General features: G+C 45.7%; 20 protein-coding genes. 6 read left to right on the forward strand and 14 right to left on the reverse strand.

Annotation, left to right across the window (positions count from 1 at the left end; genetic code table 11):
- Nucleotides 1-12: 12 nt before the first annotated feature.
- From LQZ07_RS23265 to znuC, 3 genes are read right to left on the reverse strand one after another with little or no spacing between them, the layout of a single operon-like run.
- A complete protein-coding gene (locus LQZ07_RS23265; RefSeq protein WP_152785448.1) occupies nucleotides 13-588 on the reverse strand; it encodes a Sua5/YciO/YrdC/YwlC family protein in 576 nt (191 codons plus the stop codon).
- A complete protein-coding gene (gene znuB, locus LQZ07_RS23270; RefSeq protein WP_152785446.1) occupies nucleotides 588-1,376 on the reverse strand; it encodes a zinc ABC transporter permease subunit ZnuB in 789 nt (262 codons plus the stop codon). The genes LQZ07_RS23265 and znuB overlap by 1 nt, the downstream gene beginning before the upstream one ends.
- A 3-nt stretch (nucleotides 1,377-1,379) precedes the next feature.
- A complete protein-coding gene (gene znuC, locus LQZ07_RS23275; RefSeq protein WP_152785444.1) occupies nucleotides 1,380-2,135 on the reverse strand; it encodes a zinc ABC transporter ATP-binding protein ZnuC in 756 nt (251 codons plus the stop codon).
- Nucleotides 2,136-2,253: 118 nt separating this feature from the next.
- Between znuC and znuA the strand changes: the two genes are divergently transcribed.
- A complete protein-coding gene (gene znuA, locus LQZ07_RS23280; protein ID WP_152785442.1) occupies nucleotides 2,254-3,132 on the forward strand; it encodes a zinc ABC transporter substrate-binding protein ZnuA in 879 nt (292 codons plus the stop codon).
- Between the two features lie 28 nt (nucleotides 3,133-3,160).
- Here the strand turns inward: znuA and hemN are convergent, their stop codons facing one another.
- The 5 genes from hemN to LQZ07_RS23305 all read right to left on the reverse strand — a co-directional run bounded on the left by hemN (nucleotide 3,161) and on the right by LQZ07_RS23305 (nucleotide 6,902).
- On the reverse strand, nucleotides 3,161-4,534 hold the full coding sequence (gene hemN, locus LQZ07_RS23285; protein ID WP_152785440.1) for an oxygen-independent coproporphyrinogen III oxidase: 1,374 nt from the start codon (nucleotides 4,532-4,534) through the stop codon (nucleotides 3,161-3,163).
- A gap of 12 nt (nucleotides 4,535-4,546) precedes the next feature.
- Nucleotides 4,547-4,993, reverse strand: a complete 447-nt coding sequence (locus LQZ07_RS23290) for a DUF2489 domain-containing protein (protein WP_016400048.1) — start codon at nucleotides 4,991-4,993, stop codon at nucleotides 4,547-4,549.
- 5 nt (nucleotides 4,994-4,998) lie between these two features.
- Nucleotides 4,999-5,538: a Der GTPase-activating protein YihI gene (gene yihI / locus LQZ07_RS23295; RefSeq protein WP_152785438.1), complete on the reverse strand. Its 540-nt coding sequence runs from the start codon at nucleotides 5,536-5,538 to the stop codon at nucleotides 4,999-5,001.
- Nucleotide 5,539: 1 nt separating this feature from the next.
- Nucleotides 5,540-6,175 (reverse strand): methyltransferase domain-containing protein, encoded by a 636-nt coding sequence (locus LQZ07_RS23300; protein WP_040306722.1) that lies wholly within the window; start codon nucleotides 6,173-6,175, stop codon nucleotides 5,540-5,542.
- A 109-nt stretch (nucleotides 6,176-6,284) separates the two neighbouring features.
- Nucleotides 6,285-6,902 carry a cytochrome c gene (locus LQZ07_RS23305; protein WP_016400051.1) on the reverse strand — a complete coding sequence of 206 codons (618 nt, stop codon included), beginning with the start codon at nucleotides 6,900-6,902 and terminating at the stop codon, nucleotides 6,285-6,287.
- 137 nt (nucleotides 6,903-7,039) lie between these two features.
- On the opposite strand from LQZ07_RS23305, the gene yihA reads away from it, so the two are divergent.
- Together yihA and LQZ07_RS23315 are read left to right on the forward strand one after the other, a co-directional pair.
- Nucleotides 7,040-7,675 (forward strand): ribosome biogenesis GTP-binding protein YihA/YsxC, encoded by a 636-nt coding sequence (yihA, locus tag LQZ07_RS23310; RefSeq protein ID WP_371923312.1) that lies wholly within the window; start codon nucleotides 7,040-7,042, stop codon nucleotides 7,673-7,675.
- 262 nt (nucleotides 7,676-7,937) lie between these two features.
- The gene (locus LQZ07_RS23315; protein ID WP_152785434.1) at nucleotides 7,938-9,008 is read left to right on the forward strand and encodes a glycoside hydrolase family 43 protein; all 1,071 of its coding nucleotides are present in this window, start codon (nucleotides 7,938-7,940) and stop codon (nucleotides 9,006-9,008) included.
- Nucleotides 9,009-9,739: 731 nt separating this feature from the next.
- On the opposite strand, the gene polA is transcribed toward LQZ07_RS23315, so the two are convergent.
- The 4 genes from polA to recQ form a co-directional block, all read right to left on the reverse strand.
- Complete coding sequence (polA, locus tag LQZ07_RS23320; protein ID WP_152785432.1) at nucleotides 9,740-12,499, reverse strand: DNA polymerase I; 2,760 nt, start codon at nucleotides 12,497-12,499, stop codon at nucleotides 9,740-9,742.
- A 387-nt stretch (nucleotides 12,500-12,886) separates the two neighbouring features.
- Nucleotides 12,887-13,195 carry a hypothetical protein gene (locus LQZ07_RS23325; RefSeq protein WP_152785430.1) on the reverse strand — a complete coding sequence of 103 codons (309 nt, stop codon included), beginning with the start codon at nucleotides 13,193-13,195 and terminating at the stop codon, nucleotides 12,887-12,889.
- Complete coding sequence (locus tag LQZ07_RS23330) at nucleotides 13,183-14,604, reverse strand: YdiU family protein (protein ID WP_152785428.1); 1,422 nt, start codon at nucleotides 14,602-14,604, stop codon at nucleotides 13,183-13,185. The genes LQZ07_RS23325 and LQZ07_RS23330 overlap by 13 nt, the downstream gene beginning before the upstream one ends.
- Nucleotides 14,605-14,630: 26 nt before the next feature.
- Entirely contained in the window at nucleotides 14,631-16,418 is a 1,788-nt protein-coding gene (gene recQ / locus LQZ07_RS23335; RefSeq protein WP_152785426.1) for a DNA helicase RecQ, read from the reverse strand.
- A gap of 140 nt (nucleotides 16,419-16,558) precedes the next feature.
- Here recQ and LQZ07_RS23340 point away from each other — a divergent pair, with 140 nt between their 5' ends.
- From LQZ07_RS23340 to rarD, 3 genes are all read left to right on the forward strand, one after another.
- On the forward strand, nucleotides 16,559-17,023 hold the full coding sequence (locus LQZ07_RS23340) for a thioesterase family protein (protein WP_152785424.1): 465 nt from the start codon (nucleotides 16,559-16,561) through the stop codon (nucleotides 17,021-17,023).
- Nucleotides 17,024-17,145: 122 nt separating this feature from the next.
- Nucleotides 17,146-17,742, forward strand: a complete 597-nt coding sequence (locus tag LQZ07_RS23345; RefSeq protein ID WP_152785423.1) for a hypothetical protein — start codon at nucleotides 17,146-17,148, stop codon at nucleotides 17,740-17,742.
- Between the two features lie 89 nt (nucleotides 17,743-17,831).
- Nucleotides 17,832-18,731, forward strand: a complete 900-nt coding sequence (gene rarD / locus LQZ07_RS23350) for an EamA family transporter RarD (protein WP_152785421.1) — start codon at nucleotides 17,832-17,834, stop codon at nucleotides 18,729-18,731.
- Nucleotides 18,732-18,763: 32 nt separating this feature from the next.
- Here the strand turns inward: rarD and uvrD are convergent, their stop codons facing one another.
- Nucleotides 18,764-20,938: a DNA helicase II gene (gene uvrD, locus LQZ07_RS23355; RefSeq protein ID WP_152785419.1), complete on the reverse strand. Its 2,175-nt coding sequence runs from the start codon at nucleotides 20,936-20,938 to the stop codon at nucleotides 18,764-18,766.
- Nucleotides 20,939-20,971: 33 nt separating this feature from the next.
- On the reverse strand, nucleotides 20,972-21,679 hold the full coding sequence (locus LQZ07_RS23360) for an HAD-IA family hydrolase (protein WP_152785417.1): 708 nt from the start codon (nucleotides 21,677-21,679) through the stop codon (nucleotides 20,972-20,974).
- Nucleotides 21,680-21,691 lie beyond the last annotated feature (12 nt).

The following is a 21,691-nucleotide window of genomic DNA, read 5'->3' on the forward strand; positions in this document are numbered from 1 at the left end:
CCTGTATTCAATCTAGGCGCGGATCACTTGCCCAGTAAAAATGTCTTTTATTTGGCTAGTTTGTTTAGCGGCGCCCAACGCTCCGTCTAATGCCAAACCCAAGCCCTGCAACTTAGCCGCTTGCTGCGCAGTTTCGGCCGGGGCTTCGCCACTGTAATTGGCCGAAGTAGACACAATTGGCTTACCTAAACCGGCACATAGCTTTGCAACAACAGGATGCTGAGTTAACCGCACCGCCACTGAGCTAAACTGCCCACTAATCCACTTTGGTGTTTTGGTAGATACTGGCACTAACCAAGTAGTTGGCCGCGCTTGAACACTCACTAACAGCTGCTGCTGTTCGGCAGATAACGCAGCATAATCGATGTAAGGCAATAGTTGCTCTAACTCGGAGGCGAGCAATATAAGCCCCTTTTCAACAGGCCGGCGTTTTATTGCCAAAATTTGTTCTACTGCCGCTTGCTTATCGGGGTCACAGCCAAGGCCGTAAACCGCTTCTGTTGGGTAGGCTAATACCAAGCCTTGCTTAAGTGTGGCAACGGCTTGCTCAATTGAATCACTTACTGGAGTAACTAAAGAGTCGGCCATTATTTTTGCACTTTAACTAAACTATGAACTAATAAAAATTGCAGCGCGGCGCATACCACTACCGATGGCCCCGCAGGCGTATCTTGATACCAAGACAAACACAAACCAAGCACTACTGAGATAGCGCCAAAGGCGATGGCAAACAATGCCATTTGCTCGGGAGAGCGGCTTAAACGACGGGCCGTTGCAGCAGGAATCAACAACAGCGAACTAATAATTAATGCGCCAACTATTTTCATGGCTATTGCAATAACCACCGCCAATAATAGCAACAGCAGCGCACGCATCATGCCCACGTTTACGCCTTCCACCTCGGCGATTTGCTCATTCACCGTGGCCGATAATAGCTTGTTCCACTGGCTCAGCAATAAGCCAAGCACTAAGGCACCGCCGCCCCAAATCCACAATAAATCTTGTTGAGTTACCGCTAGCAAATCACCAAACAAATAGGCCATTAGGTCAATGCGCACATTGTCCATTAAGGCAACCACGACTAAACCTAAAGACAAAGCCGAATGCGCCATAATCCCCAGTAAAGTATCACTGGCTAGTTGCTTGTAGCGTTGCAGTGATAACAAAATTATAGCCAGCATAACCCCGCTAAAGACCACCGCTATCACCGGGTTGATTTGCAACCATAAACCTAGCGCTACCCCTAATAACGAGGCATGCGCCAAGGTATCGCCAAAATAAGCTAAACGGCGCCACACCATAAATGAGCCCAGCGGCCCCGCTAATACCGCAATACCTAAGCCTGCCAATAAAGCATTTACTAAAAAATCGTCCATGTGCTAGTTGTTCTCTTCAGTGCTTGGCTGATGATTGTGGTTATGGTCGTGATCGTCACAAACATGGTGATGGGTATAAACGGCAAGCTGTTGGCGTTCGTTTTGCGCAAAAAGCCGTGCGAATTCTGGATGTTGAGCCACGCTCTCGGGCTCCCCATGACAGCAAACATGGTGATTTAAACAAATTACATGGTCGGTGCCCGCCATTACCAAATGCAAATCATGAGAGACCAACAGCACCCCGCACCCCATTTGCTGGGCGATATCAGCAATCAATTGATAAAGCTCTATCTGCCCAGAGATGTCGACTCCCTGCACGGGTTCGTCTAATACCAGCAGTTGCGGCTCACCCAACAAGGCCCGCGCCAACAATACTCGCTGCATTTCGCCGCCAGACAAACGCACCATTTGCCGCTTTAGCAAGCTATCAATACTAAGCTGGCGAATAACCTTAGTTAAACCTGGCTTAGAAGAATGCCGAGCTAGCTTAAGAAAGCGCTCCAAGGTGAGTGGGAACGATTCATCTAAACTGATTTTTTGCGGTACATAACCAATACGTAGCTTTGAAGCACGAGTAATATCACCTGAGTCTGCAGAAATAAGGCCCAAAATAACCTTAATCAAGGTGCTTTTACCGGCACCGTTAGGGCCAATTAATGTGGTAATTTGACCACGGTTCAACTCCAACGAGACATGGTCGAGAACCATGCGCTGGTCAAAGCTAACGCAAATATTGTTAAGCGAAAGTAAAGTGGTCAATCCTGCATCCTATAGATAACTAGCTGAATAAGCCCCAGTGGCGTTTACTAGGGCGCGCTATTCTACACTAGATGTTACACTATCGTATTATTTTACCAAATCACTCTCAAAATCTTGTATGCGTAACCTGCTTTTTGTTCTGATGTTCTTCGCTATACCAAGCTGGGCCACTAGCCCAAACATCTTAGTTAGTATTAAACCTTTGCAACTCATTGTTAGTAGCTTAAGTGAAGGTGAACTCAATGTTGATTACCTAGTAAGCCCCAATGTATCGCCGCACGATTATGCGCTGCGTCCATCGGATGTACGTGCATTGCGCCAGGCCGATTTAGTTATTTGGGTAGGTGAAGAGCTAGAGCCATTCTTAAGTAAACCGCTTAGCCAAACCAGTGCCAGCCAACTAGCGCTGCTAGACATACCCCAGCTAGAACTAATTGATGGCGATGAAGGCCACGATCACCACCATGGTGACCACCACCATGAAGTAGACCCGCACATTTGGTTAGGCCCCAATGAAGCTAAGCTTATTGCCGCTGCAATTACCGAGCAGTTAATTGCTAAAATGCCCGAAGATAAAGCCAAATTAGAGCAGCAGCTTGAACGCTTTAATCAAGAGCTAGCAAAGGTAGTGAGCGATATTAATCAGCAACTCCAAGCGGTAAAACAGCAAGGCTATTTTGTTTTTCACGATGGTTATAGTTATTTTGAACGCGAGTTTGGCTTAAATCGTTTAGGTGAATTTACCATTAACCCGCAGCGTCGTCCTGGCGCTAAAAGCTTGCTGAATATTCGCCAGCAGTTAGAGCAAGGCAAAGCCAAATGTATCTTTGCTGAACCCCAATTTGATGGTGCATTGCTAGAAAGCATTAGCCAACATAGTGGTGCGCAAATTAGCTTGCTCGACCCTCTAGGGATTAGCGTAAGCAATGACAAAAACGGCTACTTTGAATTGCTGCAACAACTGGCCGACTCTTACCACGAGTGTTTAAGCCACTAACAAAAAGCGGAGCCTAAGCTCCGCAATGTTATATCACTCTTGAGAATTGCTGGCGCCGCGCTTGGCTTCTAAAGTACACATCAAAGCACATGCAAATGTTACGAATCAGCAAGCGTCCTTTGTTGGTTACCTGCAAGGCATCGGCACTTAAACTAACTAGGCCATCTTCAACAAAAGGTTTTAGCAGCTGCATATCTTCAGCAAAGTATTGCTGGAAATCTAAATCAAACTGCTGCTCTATATCTTTAAAACTCAGTTGAAAATTGCATATCAGGGTCTTAATCAATTCGCGACGAATTAAATCATCTTGATTGAGTGCAATTCCCTTCCACTGTGCATGCCCCTGTTGGTCGATTTGCGCGTAGTAGGTTTTAAGATCTTTCTGGTTTTGGCTGTAAGCGTCACCCAACATCGAAATAGAAGACACCCCTAAACCCAGTAAGTCGGCTTCGCCTTGGGTGGTGTAGCCCTGAAAATTACGGTGTAACTCACCCTTACTTTGAGCAATCGCTAGTTCATCATCAGGTTTAGCGAAATGATCCATGCCAATAAACTGATAGCCGTGAGTAGTTAAAAACTCGATGCTATCGCGCAAAATGCCTAAACGCTCGTCGCTGCTTGGCATGGCGCTTTCATCTATTTTACGTTGCGCTGCAAAACGACTGGGCAAGTGGGCATAATTAAATACCGACAAACGGTCTGGATTTAAATCCAGCACGCGACTTAAGGTTTGTTGGAAACTCGCACGTGTTTGATGCGGAAGACCATAAATAAGGTCAATATTTACCGAATTAAAACCAACTTGCTTAGCGCGCTCTACCAAGGCAAAAATAAACGCTTCGTCTTGTTCGCGATTAACTGCCTGTTGCACTTGCTTGTTAAAATCTTGCACACCTAAGCTCAAGCGATTGAAGCCCAGTTCAGCCAGCAGGTTAATCGTAGAAAGTTCTATTTCGCGTGGGTCGACCTCAATGCTAACTTCGGCATTATCGGCAAATTCAAACTGACTAAATAGCTTACTAGTTAAGCGCTTAAGCTGCTCTGGCTCTAGATAAGTAGGCGTACCGCCGCCCCAATGCATTTGGCTTACTTTACGTTGCTTAAAACGTGGCGCTTGCAGCTGAATTTCTTGTTCTAGATAGTCTAAGTAAATATCTGCCTTATGCTGATGACGGGTAATCACCTTGTTACAACCACAGTAGTAACACAACTTATGGCAAAACGGGATGTGCACATACAGCGATAAATCACGTTCAGGAAACTTATCACAAGCAATGCCAAACTCTTGCTCACCAAAGTTTTCGTTAAACTCAAGGGCAGTGGGGTAAGAGGTGTAACGCGGGCCCGAGTAGTTATACTTCTCGATCAGTTGCTGATCCCAATCCACCATTGCTACTGACATTTACGTGCTCTCCTAGAGTGCCTTGGCACTGAGTTGTTCCAGTGCTTCAGCTTCTTGTAATATTTGTTTCTCTAAGGCTTTTTCTTCTGCTTCACGCTGCAGATCTTGGCGCATTCGCTGCTGCAAAGGCAGTTTGTTGCGCGCCTCATGAGTGGGTAACTCTTTTACCGCATTATATAACTGAAAAACAGCAGGGTAGCGCTGCGCCCAATCAATTAGCTGCGGAGTTTGCAAAGCAATCAACAGATTGCTGATGCGGATCACACCCTCAGACAAACCACAACGGTCTTCCTGCATGGCTTTTGCTATGTAGCGAATATCGGTTACCAAGTTTTGATTACGCTTAGCAACCGCGTTTTTAATCACTTTTTGTTGCCCCATTAAGCGCCCTACTAATAAGGCGGCATAAATGGCTAAGGCTGAAACAATAATAACTGCGGCGACAGCTAACCAAACCATCAAGACTAATCCTTATATTGATCCAAGGAAGAACTATTTAATGAACGCCATAATTGCTCATCATCATCTAAAGCTTCCGCTTCTTCGGCTTCTTCCGACAAACCTAGTTCGGCTAGCAATTCAGCGTGACGTGCTAATTGTTTATCCACCCACTGCTGCTCTTGTTTGCTAATTTCGCCGCCTTCATCTAACACATCGATAAGACTTTCAAGACGCGTATCAGCTTCTAACATCGCCAGTTCTTTCTCAGGTGTGAGTTCAACTTTAGCTTTTGCTTTAGCTTTAGCTTTAGCGGGCTTAGCTGCAGGTTTATCTGCAGGCTTGGCAACACCGAGTACTACAGGCTCTTTACTGCCGTGGCGCGGGTCTTTTTTCTGGGAATTAGCGGCTTGCTGCTGCACTAACTCTGCTTCTTGCTGACGACTGCCCGAGGCTTTGCCCTTACCTATTTTTTTACGATCCGGCGCAGTAACACGTTTAGCTTTAAAGTCAGGGTCTTTACGCACCCCAATTAAGCCGCCTTTACGATTCTTTTTTCTAGACATTTTATTTACCTCTGTGAAATAGCGCCACGTCGGGGCCAACTATCTCCAATCTCATCTGATAATGATTAGCTAACCAAGTAAAGGTTTTATCACTGTAAAACGCTACATGGGTAGGATCATTTTTATAATGCCACTGTGGAAACACTTCCGTTCCCCAATGGCGTTTTGTCATTACGGCCAATAACCCCGCTTCGGCCACTAGGCCTGTTAACAGCTTCCAAGACTGAGCTGGGTGGTTAAAATGCTCCACCACTTCGCTGCTAGTGACCAAGCGATAAGTCTCGGTTAGGCGCTGCTCATCGGGGTAATATATTGGATCATAGTTCAGTAACTGATGCCCTGCTTGCGCCAACAATTCACACAGCGCCGGCCCTGGGCCACAGCCAAAATCTAAGCCAACAACGGGCTCTGTGAGTTTACTTAGCACTGGCTCACTTAAACGCCGTAAAAAGTTTAAATAGCCTTGGTCTTGCGGGTCATTATTGTGCAAGTCATATTGGGCTTTTTCAGCTTCAGTACTGAGTACATCGTCGGGGTCTACAAAGATCAAATCACATTCTGAACAATGCCAGTATTGGCAACGTTTATTGCGATAAAAATCCTTGGATGATGTGGCACTACAGAGTGGGCATTTCACCAATCAACACCTTGCCGTATTTTTTAGGGGCGCAAGTGTAACACTTAGAACGAAGATGGCGAATAATAAATCAAAAACAGCTGGGCAGCGGGCGCTGCCCAGATAAACCTTAGTGTAAGCCACCTAAGTATTGCGACAATATTTCGATATCTTTATCACTTAGTTTAGCGGCAACATCGCGCATCATACCGTTTAAGTCGTTGTCACGTTCACCGCTGCGGAACATTTCCAATTGCGATTTAATGTAACCAGCATATTGCGACGAAATTCGTGGGAAGCCAGCTAAGCTTTGGCCAACACCTCGTGGGCCATGACAAGCAGTACAAGCAGCAATACCACGTTCTAAATCGCCACCCATGTAAAGCATTTGACCGGCTTCAACATATTCTGGGGCAGTGGTATTTGGGCTCATCGCTTGGCCAGAATAATAGGCTGCTAAGTCTTCCATGTCTTGCTCAGACAATGGCAAAGCCATACCACCCATTACGGCGTTGTTGCGCCCTTCTTTACCGCCGCTAGCAGCGCCGGCTTTAAATTCTTTTAACTGTTTAACCAAGTAGCCTGCGTGTTGGCCTTCTAATTTAGGATAACCAGCAGCTTCACCTTGGTCATTGTGACAAGCTTTACAAGTTGCAGCTTTTTGCTCTCCAGCAGCAGCATCTCCCTTTGCCCAAACCGGACTGGCAACACCCGCCATTAACATTAAAACTAAGGTAAGTTTTTTCATGACATTCCATTTATTAGTATTATTCCAAACCACACACTGGTGCCCATGATACACTTAGCGAGTCCAGTAACGGCATTATTTTACACAATTTTGCCAAAAACGTAATGTATTACCCTAATTTCCTTGTGGAGCTCAACATAACCATGGCGCAATATCATTTTCAAAACACCCACTTCATAACTAGCGCGCCTAATATTCAGGCTATGCCTGAAGATAGTGGAATTGAAATCGCCTTTGCAGGACGCTCAAACGCGGGTAAGTCTAGTGCTTTAAATACCCTTACTCGTCAAAAAAGCTTAGCACGAACCAGTAAAACACCAGGTCGAACTCAATTAATTAACGTTTTTGAAATATCCGAAGGTTTTCGCCTAATTGACTTACCTGGCTACGGTTTTGCTCAAGTACCAGAGGAAGTTAAAAAGCAGTGGCAAAAGTCACTTTCTGAATACTTACAAGATCGCCAAAGCTTAAAAGGCATCGTGGTATTAATGGATATTCGCCATCCATTCAAAGATACCGATGCTGGTCTAATCCAATGGGCTGTAGATTGTGAATTGCCAGTACTCGCGCTTTTAACTAAATCAGACAAGTTAAAACAAGGCGCGCGTAAAACAGCGATTTTGAAGGGCCGTGAGACTGCTAAGGCATTTGGTGGCAATGTTCGAGTAGAAGCTTTTTCTTCTTTGAAAAAACAAGGTTTAGACGTGCTCCAAAACACCTTAGTGGGATGGTTTGATGAACATCTAGAAAATTCCCCAAGCGACGCTGAATAAACTGACGGACTATGCTCGCTGCTTCGGCGAGCTCCTTTTCACCTTCCAACCTTTACTCCTTTTTAAAGCAAACCAGCGCATCATAGCGCGCGTCATTTATTTCATGGTGTTTCATGAAATATCCCACTGCTTGTGCACTTGATCATAGTTTAATGACAAATTGTGCTTGCGGGACAAATTTTACAATTGGGCTACCGAAGAACGTAAAACTTATCAAGTTTGAGATCGTTATACTGACGCAAAAACTTAATGAGGAAATACCATGAGCGTGAATGACGCAACGAAGACTAGGGTAGAAGAACCTAGCGAGATCAGTGATGCGGAAGCGGTAACCGCAGCAGATAAAGCACGTGCCGATCAGCTAAAGCCGATTAGTGGCGCCTTAGTGACGCATATGTATACCGCCGATCCTTCAGCCCATGTATTTAACGGCAAGCTTTACGTATATCCCTCTCACGATGTAGATAACGGTCAGCCACTAAATGACAACGGCGATCACTTTGACATGCGTGATTACCATGTTTTCTCATTAGACCGTCCTTTTGGCGTAGTCACCGACCATGGTAACGCGCTAGATGTAAAAGACGTGCCTTGGGCAGAGAAACAAATGTGGGCGCCAGACGCTGCAGAAAAAGATGGCAAGTACTACTTATACTTCCCTGCGCGCAACTACGATGGCATTTTCCAAATTGGCGTAGCAGTTGGCGATCAGCCTGAAGGACCTTTCACTCCTCAAGCAGAAGCGATTAAAGGCAGCTTTAGCATCGACCCTGCAGTATTCAAAGACGAAGACGGTAGTCACTACATGTATTTTGGCGGTTTATGGGGTGGCCAATTACAAAACTGGCGCAACGGCGAGTTTGGTGAAGAGCAGTTCCCTGCCGACGACCAACCAGCGCTAAAACCCTTAGTGGCTAAAATGACTGACGATATGCTGGAGTTTGCTGAAACGCCGAAGGAAATCGAAATTGTCGATGAGAATGGCGATGTGCTACTAGCAGGTGACAACGAACGCCGCTATTTTGAAGGCCCATGGATGCACAAGCACAACGGCCGTTACTACTTCTCTTACTCTACAGGCGATACCCACAAAATTGCTTACGCGAGCAGTGACTCACCTTATGGGCCGTTCCGCTATGAAGGCGTTATCTTAGAGCCTGTACTAGGTTGGACAACTCATCACTCGATTGTGAAGTACCAAGACAAGTGGTTCTTGTTCTACCACGACAGCACTTTGTCGGCTGGTCAAACCCACTTACGCAGCATTAAGATGGCTGAGCTGAACATTGACGATAACGGCAAGATTGAAGTGATTAAGCCTTACTACGAGTAAGCAAGTTATTAGCTAAATCCAAACGCCACTTTAACGTGGCGTTTTTCTATCCAGAGCCTAAACCAGCACCTCTCAGCACTAAACAGCAGGCAAAAAAAGCCCCATCGTCCGATGAGGCATGTAAGAAAAGAAATTCTTAAAAACTGAAAGCACTATTATTCCAATTGCACTAATTATGACTCTCTGAAAATCGATTAGTTCACAAAATTTTCTAAAAATGTGCAATTTTCTTTCATAGAAGCTTTTGTTATTCATCCAGTCCTTAGACCGACAGCAATCAAACACCATCAAGCAGTGGCATTTTGAACACAAAATTCCCAAATATCGTAATTTAGCAACCAAATATCAGAAAATAAGAAACAACAGCTAGAGCCCCCTCTTAGACAAGGAGCATAAAGGAGTTTAAAAAATAAGAGAGAAGGCAGGCAATCACTGGCATTAAGACAAAAAAACGCCCCGATGGAAACCCATCGGGGCGGCAAAATAGCCTTTTTCAACTACGTGAAATAAAGGTCTGAAAGATAGAACATCTTACCTCTGTACCCTACAAGAGTTACTCTAGAGGATCATCGATGAAAAATAAAGCACTTTCTGTAAGGAAATTTCACTTTAGAGGTATACGTTGGTTTTTAAATTACGCAAAAAGGTTTTCATAATTACCAAAATTCGCAAAATCTTGAGGCAAAAAAAAGGAGGCCATCGCCTCCTTTGCTATCTTCCACTATGTAGCTCTAGTGAGCTTCATCCCAGTTTTCACCAATACCTGATTCGGCAACGAGTGGTAAATCTAGTGTCACTGCCTGCTCCATCAGCTCGGTAAGCTTCGGTACAACTTTATCCAACTCGCTTTCTAATACTTCAAATACCAGTTCATCGTGAACCTGCATTAACATCTTACAATGCTCACTGGGTTGAGTATCTAGCCATTGAGCAACCGCAATCATTGCCTTTTTAATAATGTCGGCAGCGGTTCCTTGCATTGGCGCGTTTACCGCAGCACGTTCAGCAGCTTTTTTACGCATACCGTTACGCGAATTAATTTCGGGCAAATACAAGCGGCGGCCAAATAAGGTTTCTACATATCCGTGTTCTTGGCAAAAATCTCGGGTGCTGTCCATGTAGTCCAACACCGCAGGGTAGCGCTCAAAATAACGATTCATGTAGTTTTGCGCATCGGCTCGAGCAATGCCTAACTGCTTGGCTAAACCAAAGGCGCTCATACCGTAAATTAGGCCAAAGTTAATCGCCTTGGCACTGCGGCGCTCATCACCGCTCACTGCTTCTAGCTCTTTACCAAATACTTCTGCAGCAGTGGCTTTATGAATGTCTTCTCCGGCAGCAAAGGCTTTTAGCAAACCAGCGTCCTGAGAAAGATGCGCCATGATACGCAGCTCAATTTGTGAATAATCTATCGCGACAAGTTTGTAACCATCGGCAGGTACAAAAGCCTGACGTACTTTACGTCCTTCTTCATGACGAATAGGAATATTTTGCAAGTTAGGATCGGTAGATGAGAAGCGCCCCGTTGCTGTTACCGCTTGATGATAAGAGGTATGCACTCTGCCAGTGCTTGGCTCTACCATTTTAGGCAATTTGTCGGTGTAAGTAGATTTTAGCTTAGACAGGCTTCGATATTCTAAAATCACTTTTGGTAAACTGTAATCTAACGCCAGTTCTTGCAGCACTTCTTCGGCAGTAGACGGCGCTCCTTTTGGGGTTTTCTTAATGACTGGCAATTCCATTTTTTCAAACAAAATGGTTTGCAGCTGCTTAGGGGAACCTAAGTTAAATGGTTCACCGGCTAGTTCATGTGCTTGCTTCTCTAAACCGTCGATACGCTCGCCTAAAGACAAACTATGCTGTGCTAAGCGTTGGCTATCAATACGCACGCCTTGACGCTCGGTTTGCGATAATACACTGACCAAAGGCAACTCGACTTCTTCGAATAAGCTTTTCAGCTTTGGCTCTTTCTCTAGCTTGGCCCACAGAGTTTGGTGTAAGCGTAAGGTAACGTCTGCATCTTCTGCTGCATAAGGTGCTGCTGTTTCAAGTTCAATTTGATTGAAGGTAAGCTGTTTAGCGCCTTTACCCGCGATGTCTTCAAACTTGATGGTTTTGTGTTGCAAGTACTGCAACGACAACGAGTCCATATCGTGGCGAGTAATGGTGCTATTGAGCACATAGGACTCCAACATGGTGTCGTACTTAATGCCTTTGAGCGAAATGTCGTAGCGTGCAAGCACACTGGCATCGTACTTAAGGTTTTGGCCAACTTTCGCTTTATTAGGATCTTCCAATAATGGTTTAAGCTGCGCTAATACCCAGTCACGCTCTAGTTGCTCAGGCGCATCTAAATAATCGTGAGCTACCGGTAAGTAAGCCGCTTTGCCTGCTTCAACGGCAAAAGATAAACCCACTAGTTCAGCTTGCATGTAGTTAAGCGAGGTGGTTTCGGTATCAATAGCGATAAGCTCAGCGCTATTTAAGCGTTCAAACCATTCTTCAAACTGCTGCTTAGTAAGAATAGTCTCGTACTCACCTTTAAGCTCAACAGCAGGAGCAACCACTTCGGCCTCAGCATTTGGTTCTGCTGCGGCGCTGTTACTTGATGGGCTAAGCGCTTCACTCAGCCAGCGCTTAAACTCCAATTCACCGAATAATTTAATCAGCGCATCTTTATCTTCTTCGGTACGCAACATGTCATCCATGCTAAAACCGACTTCAACATCACATTTAATGGTGGCTAATAAATAGGATAAACGGGCATCTTCGGCATGTTCACGCAACTTTTTAGGCATGGTTTTAGAGCCGCGAAAACCTAATGGTGCAACCGCGTCTGGGTCGGCCAATAAGTCATCCACGCCACCAATGCCTTGCAACATGGCCAAAGCAGTTTTCTCACCCACCCCAGGTAAGCCAGGAATGTTATCTACTTTGTCGCCCATTAGCGCTAAGTAATCAATAATCAGCTCCGGCGGTACGCCAAACTTATCGATAACGCCAGCACGATCCATCACCGTATCGGTCATGGTATTAATCAAGGTGATATTTTCATCCACCAGCTGCGCCATGTCTTTATCGCCAGTGCTAATCACTACCGCTTTGTTCTCGGCCGAAGCTTGCTTAGCCAAGGTGCCAATAACATCATCGGCTTCAACACCTTCAATGGCGACTAGAGGCAAACCCATCGCTTTAATTACTGCGTGTAAAGGGGCAATTTGACTGCGCAAATCATCCGGCATAGAAGGGCGATTGGCTTTGTATTCTTTATAGATGTCGTCACGAAAGGTTTTACCCTTGGCATCAAACACCACCACAATGTGCTCTGGCTTAAATTGCTTAAGCAAACTGCGTAGCATGTTCACCACGCCATAAACTGCGCCGGTGGCTTCACCTTTAGAGTTAGTTAGATGAGGAGGAGCGTAGTAAGCGCGATAAAGATAAGAAGAGCCGTCAACAAGCACTAGGGGTTGGTCGGGAAGGGTTGCCATTACCGTGATCCATCGTTCAGATTTTCATTGCGCTCGATGATGCCACAGCCACCCTAAATGCACCAGAGCTAAGCGTAATAGCCTGCTACAAATTGTGGATAACTCTGTTAACAAACAGCAGCAATTCTCTCGCGAAAAATTCACAAGCTAAATAGAAAACAACAAATAAGTTTTAATTCAGTAACTTACATATAAAGAAAGGCAAGAAATTGGAGCAGCAAACAGTTCCCTTATTGTGGAAAACATCATTCCGTGACATTGCTTTTCGCGGCCTTACGGTGAATTAATAAACAACTCAACGTTGGCAGGTGGATTAATATAGAAGATAAGCCTGCGGGAAACCTTGTAATGGATCACATTTTAATCAGCCTAAAAATATAATTTTGTTTAGTCAAAATTGGCATGATTTAAGGCAACCAATAATGGGGCAGAGCTCGTGAGAAAATGCTCACTATTGGCGCATTCAAACCAAGCGCCCTGACTTAGTGCATCGTAACGAAACCACCATAACTGTTGTTCAATATAAAAACCTAAAACTTGCCAATCGGCACCTTGTTCAACAAAAGCGTGTTGCCATTGTTGCTGCTTTACAAACTGCTGCGCATTAGCCAAAAACTGAGATTCGGAGAACTGCTTAGCAATAGTAACTACCGCATGCTCCGATAATACTTCTATGCCATTTGCTAGCTGCTGCATGATATCTCCAAGCACTTGCCCCAAGCGGGTGGTGGAGCCGCAAAATGCTGAGCATCGGCTTGCTCAGTAAACGGAGTATTGAGTACCTGATGCAGCTGGCGCAACTGCTCATAACTGCCACTTTCCGCTTGTTCTATCACCTGCTGCGCCAAGTAGTTGCGCAATATGTATAAAGGCACGTGTTGCTGAATACCTGATATCCGCTGTTGCTCATCAACATCACTTTGCTGACAGCGCAGGCGGTACAACTTCAACCAAGCCTGCCAAGCATCAGGCAATTGTTTAGTTAATTGGTTTTGCTGCTGCGCCAAGGCACGCAGGCTTTGGTGGTAATCAGCCTTTTGTTCGGCGATAACTTTAAGCAGTAAACCTAATAGTTGTTCATCGTCATCTTGCCACTGGCTTAAACCTAACTTATTCAGCATCAACTGCTGGTAATGTTGATTGATTTTCTGCTGGTAGCGTATCCAAAGCGGCTCGGTTTTAGCGCTGGGTACATAGTCAGACAAGGCTTGTGCCAAACGTTGTAAGTTCCATAAACCTACAGCGGGCTGCTGATTAAAGGCATAACGCCCATAATGGTCGCTATGGTTACACACGTGTCTAGGGTTGTAGTCATCTAAAAACCCATAAGGGCCATAATCGATGGTTAAGCCCAAAATCGACATGTTGTCGGTATTCATTACACCATGACAAAAGCCTTCGGCCTGCCACTTAGCAATCATCAACGCGGTGCTATCCACAACTTGTTCTAACATAGCTAGCACCGGATTTTCGGCAGTTAAACAATCACTAAAATAATGGTTTAAGCAAAAGTCTACTAAGCGTTTTAATGGTTGAGTTTGTTGCTGGTAATACAGGTATTCAAAATGACCAAAACGAATATGGCTAGGCGCCATACGTAGCAGCATAGCTTCTTTTTCAAAGCGTTCACGCTGCACTAAACCGCTACCTACCGTTAAGCTTAATGCGCGGGTTGTTGCAATGCCCAAAGCGGCCATGGCTTCACTAGCTAAAAACTCGCGAATGCTAGAACGTAATACTGCCTTACCATCTCCTTGGCGAGAGAAAGGCGTTAAACCCGAACCTTTAAGTTGCAGTTCCCAGTACTCACCTTGCGCGTTTACTGTTTCACCAAGTAGCAAGGCTCGACCGTCACCCAGCTGCGGAGTATAACCACCAAACTGATGGCCAGCGTATACCGTTGAGGCAGGCTGCATGCCTTCGATAAGTAACTTACCAGCGCTTAGGCCAAGCGCCTGCTCTCCCTGCATAAACTCACTGTCTAGGCCAATTAACTCAGCAGCGGCCTGGCTATATGCCACCAACTCTGGATCTTTTAGCGGCGTAGGCTGCTGCTGATGGCATAACTCGGGTAGTTCATTGGAAAAACGATTCACAAATTCCATCTGCGATCCTTAAATAGGGCGGCGTCTTAACTGGCCTGATACTGGTCGATTAAACCTAAAAACTGATAACCGTAGCGTTCTAGCTTCTTCAAACCAACGCCACTTATGGCTAACATCTCGTGCTGGGTTTGTGGCTGCTGCTGGGCCATTTCTATTAATGTGGCGTCGTTAAACACCACAAACGGCGGCACCGACTCCTCGTCGGCTAAACGCTTCCTTAAATTACGTAACAAAGCGAATAATCGTTTATCATAAACACCGTAACTAGTGGCTTTTTTACTTTGCTTAGTGGTATTTAAGCGGGGCACAGCCAGTGATAAGGGCTGTTCACCTTTTAAAAATGGTCGTGCTGCTTCAGTCAATTGTAGTACCGAGCTACGCGCAATATTTTGCTGCAACAAACCTAAATGAATAAGCTGACGCAGCACACTCATCCAATGCTCGTGACTGGCGCTTTTACCAATACCATGAGTAGAAAGCTTATCATGACCCTGTTCTAAAATACGCTGGCCCATGCTGCCACGCAGCACTTCAATCACATAACCAATGCCAAAACGCTGGCCAAGCCGATAAACACAAGACAAGGCTTTTTGCGCATCTTGTAAGCCATCATATTGCTTAGGCGGATCTAAGCATACATCACAGTTACCGCAGGGCTTGGCGAGGTATTCACCAAAGTAGTTAAGCAATACCTGACGCCGACAAGTTTGCGCCTCGGCAAAGGCGACAATAGCGTTAAATTTATGGCTCTCAACCTGGCGCTGTTGTTCATTCTCGTTTTCATCAATCATTCGCCGCACCCAGTTGGCATCGGCGGGATCGTACAAAAACACCGCTTCGGCTTCGGTACCATCTCGGCCCGCGCGGCCGGTTTCTTGATAGTAGGCTTCTATGTTACGAGGAATGTCATAGTGAAAAACATAACGTACGTTAGGTTTGTCGATGCCCATACCAAAAGCAACGGTAGCCACAACTACCTCTACTTCATCACGCTGAAATTGCTCTTGCACTAATTGGCGCTGATCGATAGGCAAACCAGCATGATAAGCCGCGCAGCGAATACCTTCTGCACTAAGTTTTAAGGCTAATTCTTCGACCCGTTTTCGGCTACTGCAATAAACAATGCCACTATCTTCCTTACGGCGTTTTACGTAATCGCTAAGCTGCTGCCAAGGGCGATACTTTTCTTGTAGGGTGTAGCGAATATTCGGTCGGTCAAAACTTGATACTAGAGTGAAGGCATCAGGCAATCCAAGCCGCTGCAGTATGTCTTGGCGGGTGGTATCGTCAGCGGTAGCCGTTAAGGCCACTAAAGGCACATTAGGAAAGTTTTGTTTTAAGCAACCAAGGGCATTATATTCTGGCCGAAAATCGTGCCCCCACTGAGAAATACAATGCGCTTCATCGATGGCAAACATTGCCAGAGGCATCGCTTGTAAGCGCTCAATTAAATCGCCATTGATCAACCGCTCGGGAGAGATGTATAACAGTTTTAAATCGCCCTGCTGCAAACTACGATAAATTTGAAACTGCTGCTCACGTTCTAAGCTTGAGTTTAAATACGCGGCGCTAACACCATTGTGTTGCAAGCTATCTACTTGGTCTTTCATTAAGGAGATAAGCGGCGACACCACGACGGTTAAACCTGGCTTAACCAACGCGGGGATCTGGTAACACAGTGATTTTCCGCCACCCGTTGGCATAATTGCCAAGCAATCTTTGTTATCTAACAAGCGCTCGATCACCGCAGCCTGCCCAGTTCTAAACTCGGCAAAACCAAATACATCTTGTAAAACTTGCTGGGCGCGTTGCATTAAGGCTAGAAATCCAAAAACAGAGTGTGGCTAATCGGTCGCACATTGTAATCAAGCTATGGCGGCTTGTCTTGGTTTGCCTTTATTCTTTTCTCGCTATACAGTATTTAAACAAGCGTTTAATTTTGTATGGATACAGCATGACCAGCCCAAGACAACAAAAGTGGCGCCAAGCCATCGCCGACACCTTCATCAATCAAATGCCTTTTAATCAATTACTTGGCATCGAACTAGTGGATTACAGCGCGACCGGAGTAAAACTAAAACTGCCCATGGACCCAAAACTAGTGGGCAATCCGATACACGGCATCTTGCATGGTGGCGTCACCGCAACCATTTTAGATGTAGCCGGCGGAATGACCGCCGCAGCAGCGGCAGTAAAACGTTTGGAAAATCTATCCTGTAAAGAGCTGTCTACGCGCATCTCTAAAACCGGCACCATTGATCTGCGCATCGACTATCTGCGTCCAGGTATTGGTGAAGTGTTTTACGCCTCTGCCGAGATAATTCGCTCCGGCAATAAGGTTACCGTTGCACGTATGGAGCTGCACAATCAAGAAGGCACTCACATCGCCTTTGGCACCGGTACTTACTTAGTGGGTTAGTGCAGCAAACTTGCCATCAAAAAAGGAATTTTTGTCGAAATATCAATTCAATGTTGATGGTTTCCGCTCAGTTAGGGCTATACTGAATTAGGACATCGACTGCGGCACAGGCTAGTAAAATAATGAGCACAACTTACAGCTCCTCTTTGTTAATCAATACTTTAAATAGCGTGCTACTAGAAGTAAAAAAGATTAATGCCGACTTACAGCTAGAAGACTTAGACCAATGGCTCGAACACGAGCTAGAAGGTTATGGCGATTTTGCCCACTTCCCCGACTACCGCATTGTTGAGTGTAAGCAACTAGGAATATTTGAAAAACCAGAACAAGACTTACAGCATTTCGAACAAATCCATGATGATTGCCTAAATGAGCGCGATCGCTGCCTATTGCGTTACCTGCATATCCAGCAACCCTTACTAGAATGTTTGAATACTCAAGATGAGATTCAACGCCCTTGGCCAATGCGCATTTTATCTAGCTACGCGAAAGACATCATTCCCGGCTATAGCTGTGTTCGGGCTTGGCAAAGCTATCACGAACCCTTAAATGAACGTTTTGTGCATGGTGTATTAGGTCATCTGCTCCATCTGTTGCTAGAAGCACAAAATAGCCAGAGCAAAACCATCATTCAGAAAATCGACACATTGTGCCAAGCAGAACCGCAACTACATAAAATTTGGAGTAAGCTATATTGCGAAGCCGCTTCGGCTGTCTAGCTGGCTGACAAAACTTAGACTGCTAATATATGGCTGCTTAACCACCTGCCTGCTACACTACGCTGACTTTTCTTCCTTTTTCATTGTTTATGCCTAATCAAGCCACTAAACACGGCGTTATATTTGCTCTCGCCGCGTACATTATGTGGGGTTTTGCCTCTATTTATTTTAAGAGCTTAAGTGCTGTACCAGCATACGAGATTTTAGCGCACCGGGTGCTATGGTCCTGCGTTTTTGTTGCGGTGATGCTAGCCGTAGGTAAACAGTGGTCGGCGGTGAGCGCCGTAATCAAGCACCCCAAGCAATTGGCAATATTGGCACTTACCTCGGTACTAATTGGCATTAATTGGCTAATTTTTATTTGGGCAGTGAACAACGATCGTATGCTCGATGCCAGTTTAGGCTATTACATCAACCCACTATTTAACGTGGTACTGGGTATGCTGTTCTTGGGCGAACGTTTTCGTCGTGCTCAATGGCTTGCCATTGGTTTGGCTTTGATTGGTGTATTGATTCAAGTAATTAGCTATGGCTCCCTACCTTGGATTGCAATCAGCCTAGCGGTAAGTTTTGGTTTATACGGCTTGTTACGCAAAAAAGTTAACTTGGGCGCTTTACCAGGTTTATTTGTAGAAACACTATGGCTGTTGCCATTGGCCGCCGCGTATTTGTGGATATTTGCCGATTCTTCTACCAGTCACTTAGTTAACAACAGTTTAGGTTTAAATGCGCTACTGCTTAGCGCAGGCATTGTCACAACTCTGCCATTGTTATGTTTTGCAGCCGCAGCCACCCGTTTACGCTTATCAACCATTGGCTTTTTTCAATACATTGGCCCATCACTGATGTTTATGCTGGCCACCAGCGTTTATGGTGAGCCGCTTGAGCCAATGAAACTACTCACCTTTGCCTTTATTTGGTTGGGTTTAGCGGTATTTACTTGGGACGCTGTTGGTAACAAACGCAAACAAAAAAAGCAGCCGAGTTAGGCTGCTTGGTTCACCATTAATTATAGGCTTAGTTAAATGGCTTCTAGTCTGGCGTAAGCCAATACCAGCCATTTGGCGCCAGCTTCTTCAAACTGCACCTGCACACGACTTTGCTGCCCAGAACCTTCGTAGTTAAGCACAATACCTGCGCCAAACTTAGGGTGCGATACACGCTGGCCCAGGCTAAAACCACTATCATCAAAGGCGGCTTGTTGAACTTGCGAAGAAAACCGCCCTTGTTGAACCGGTCGGCTTACCGCTGTATTTAAGCGCACTTCGTCCAAACATTCGCTGGGTAATTCTCTTAAAAAACGCGACGGTGGATGAAATACTTCTTTGCCCCACAAACGGCGACTTTCGGCATGACAGAGGTAAAGCTTTTCCATAGCTCGGGTCATGCCAACATAACAAAGTCGGCGCTCTTCTTCTAAGCGACCAGATTCTTCGGCCGACTGCTGGCTTGGGAACATGCCTTCCTCAACGCCCACCAAAAACACCACTGGGAATTCCAAACCTTTAGCGCTGTGCAAGGTCATTAGCTGCACCGCTGCTTCATCGGCTTCTGCTTGATTGTCGCCAGCTTCTAAGGCGGCATGAGATAAAAAGGCCACCAAGGGAGAAAGATCTTGGTCTTCTTCCATTTGGGTAAACTGCTGAGTAGCGGTAACCAGTTCGTCTAAGTTTTCTACTCGAGCTTGAGCCTTCTCACCTTTCTCGGCTTGATACATTGCCAATAAGCCAGAGCCTTTAATCACGTAATCGGTTTGCTCACCTAAGGCCATTTCTTGAGTTTGTAGCTTTAATTGCCCTAGCAACTCAACAAACTGCTTCACCGCGTTGGCCGCTCGGCCAGATAAGGCATTGTGTTGCAAACAATAGTCTACTGCCTGCCACAAGCTAAGCTGTTGCTCACGCGCAGCTTGACGCAGCAGCTCGATAGTACGTTGGCCAATGCCACGGGTTGGGGTATTTACCACTCGCTCAAAGGAGGCGTCATCGTGGGGGTTACTAATTAATCTGAGGTAGGCGAGTGCATCTTTAATTTCTTGGCGCTCGAAGAAGCGTAAACCGCCATAAATTCGATAGGCCAAACGCTCTTGCATCAAGGCTTCTTCCAATACCCGCGATTGGGCATTATTACGATACAAAATGGCACAGTCAGACAAACTAGCACCATGTTGCTCTACTCGCTGTTGAATACGCGCTACCACAAAGCGCGCTTCATCAATGTCATTAAAGGCGGTGTAAATCGAGATTAACTCGCCTTCTTTGTCATCGGTCCACAAGCTCTTACCCATGCGCCCTTGGTTATTTTCGATTAGCTGATTAGAGGCTTTAAGAATATTGGCGCTGCTTCGATAGTTTTGCTCTAGGAGAATGGTATTTACCTTTGGCACATCTAATTCAAAGCTTTGAATATTTTCGATTTTTGCACCACGCCAACCATAAATAGACTGGTCATCATCACCCACGATGGTGATGTTATTATGCTCGGTAACCAACATTCGTAACCAGGCATATTGAATGGTGTTGGTATCTTGAAACTCGTCTACCAAGATATGACGAAAGCGCTGTTGGTAGTGCTGCAAAATATGCGGCTGCTTTAACCACAATTCGTGAGCGCGTAGCAATAGCTCGGCAAAGTCCACCAAGCCGGAGCGGTCACAGGCTTGCTGATAGGCTTTATAAATTTCTAGTTGCTGCCGCTCAATCGGATTATTACTGTAATCAACGTGCTCGGCACGCTGCCCCTCGTCTTTGCGCGCATTGATATACCATTGCACTTGCTTGGCTGGCCACTGTTTTTCATCCAAGTTCATGGCTTTAATTAAACGGCGTAACAGGCGGTATTGATCGTCGGAATCAATAATCTGAAAATCTTCGGGTAAACCGGCATCGCGATAATGCGCACGCAATAAGCGATGCGCTAAAGAGTGGAAGGTGCCCATCCACATACCTTGAAAGCGGCTTCCCACTAACTTCTCTACTCGCGAGCGCATTTCAGCCGCCGCTTTATTGGTAAAGGTTACCGACAAAATCGATAGCGGCGAGACATTCTCAACCTGCATTAACCACGCGATGCGATGCACCAATACTCGCGTTTTGCCACTACCGGCACCCGCCAGCAGTAACATATTGCTTGGCGCCGCAGCAACGGCTTCACGCTGCTTTTCATTAAGGCCGTCTAACAGCTCGGAAATATCCATGGAATTCTCTTGAGGGGTAAAAACACCTGTATATTATAACAGGTATTGCAGTTGTGCCAGTTGGCTTATTTCAATATCGGGAAGCGCTTGTAGTTTTCGCGCTTGTTGGCTGTATTGATTAAGCCAAATTGAGCGATAACCTGCTTTGGTAGCACCTGCTACATCGGTAATGCAATGGTCGCCAACGTGAGCGATTTGTTGTGGTGCAAGCTGTAATTGCTGACAAGCATACTGGTACATATCAGCTGCTGGTTTAGCTCTAAATTGGCCGCCAGCTTTAAGCTCTAATTCAAACAAACCGCCTAAGCCGATGCTGGCAATATCAACATTACCGTTAGTTATGGCCACCAAGCGGTAGCGCTGCGCCAAGGCTTGCAACAAAGCAAGACTCTCTGCAGGTACCTCAAAATCACTGCGCACCGCTAAAAACTGTTGGAAAATCTCTTGAGCGAGCTGGCTAGCTTCATTGTCGGCCATGCCATGTTCGGTAAAAGCGAGGTGTAACCAAGCAACACGGCAAGCACTTACATCCCCTTTTAAACGCGGATCTCGCTTAATAACCTTTCGCTTGTAAGCTTGCCACTGACTATGCGTAAGATGCGCAGTGGCGTGTACCTGCTCTTTGAGATAGTCAGTCAACCATTGCTCGGCTCGCTTAATGTAAGGCCAGTTGTCATAAAGGGTATCGTCTAAATCAAAAGACAAAGCCTGTACTGGTGACCAACTTCGATAAAAAATCATGCTATCACTCAT

The sequence above is a fragment of the Agarivorans sp. B2Z047 genome (genome assembly GCF_023373605.1).
Lineage (GTDB): Bacteria > Pseudomonadota > Gammaproteobacteria > Enterobacterales > Celerinatantimonadaceae > Agarivorans > Agarivorans albus.

Bases quoted from the DNA above. Each gene is read 5' to 3' on its own strand.
- LQZ07_RS23265 (WP_152785448.1), bottom strand. From the start codon at position 588: ATGGCCGACTCTTTAGTTACTCCAGTAAGTGATTCAATTGAGCAAGCC.
- znuB (WP_152785446.1), bottom strand. From the start codon at position 1,376: ATGGACGATTTTTTAGTAAATGCTTTATTGGCAGGCTTAGGTATTGCG.
- znuA (WP_152785442.1), top strand. From the start codon at position 2,254: ATGCGTAACCTGCTTTTTGTTCTGATGTTCTTCGCTATACCAAGCTGG.
- hemN (WP_152785440.1), bottom strand. From the start codon at position 4,534: ATGTCAGTAGCAATGGTGGATTGGGATCAGCAACTGATCGAGAAGTAT.
- LQZ07_RS23290 (WP_016400048.1), bottom strand. From the start codon at position 4,993: ATGGTTTGGTTAGCTGTCGCCGCAGTTATTATTGTTTCAGCCTTAGCC.
- yihI (WP_152785438.1), bottom strand. From the start codon at position 5,538: ATGTCTAGAAAAAAGAATCGTAAAGGCGGCTTAATTGGGGTGCGTAAA.
- LQZ07_RS23305 (WP_016400051.1), bottom strand. From the start codon at position 6,902: ATGAAAAAACTTACCTTAGTTTTAATGTTAATGGCGGGTGTTGCCAGT.
- LQZ07_RS23315 (WP_152785434.1), top strand. From the start codon at position 7,938: ATGAGCGTGAATGACGCAACGAAGACTAGGGTAGAAGAACCTAGCGAG.
- polA (WP_152785432.1), bottom strand. From the start codon at position 12,499: ATGGCAACCCTTCCCGACCAACCCCTAGTGCTTGTTGACGGCTCTTCT.
- LQZ07_RS23325 (WP_152785430.1), bottom strand. From the start codon at position 13,195: ATGCAGCAGCTAGCAAATGGCATAGAAGTATTATCGGAGCATGCGGTA.
- LQZ07_RS23330 (WP_152785428.1), bottom strand. From the start codon at position 14,604: ATGGAATTTGTGAATCGTTTTTCCAATGAACTACCCGAGTTATGCCAT.
- recQ (WP_152785426.1), bottom strand. From the start codon at position 16,418: ATGCAACGCGCCCAGCAAGTTTTACAAGATGTATTTGGTTTTGCCGAG.
- LQZ07_RS23340 (WP_152785424.1), top strand. From the start codon at position 16,559: ATGACCAGCCCAAGACAACAAAAGTGGCGCCAAGCCATCGCCGACACC.
- LQZ07_RS23345 (WP_152785423.1), top strand. From the start codon at position 17,146: ATGAGCACAACTTACAGCTCCTCTTTGTTAATCAATACTTTAAATAGC.
- rarD (WP_152785421.1), top strand. From the start codon at position 17,832: ATGCCTAATCAAGCCACTAAACACGGCGTTATATTTGCTCTCGCCGCG.
- uvrD (WP_152785419.1), bottom strand. From the start codon at position 20,938: ATGGATATTTCCGAGCTGTTAGACGGCCTTAATGAAAAGCAGCGTGAA.
- LQZ07_RS23360 (WP_152785417.1), bottom strand. From the start codon at position 21,679: ATGATTTTTTATCGAAGTTGGTCACCAGTACAGGCTTTGTCTTTTGAT.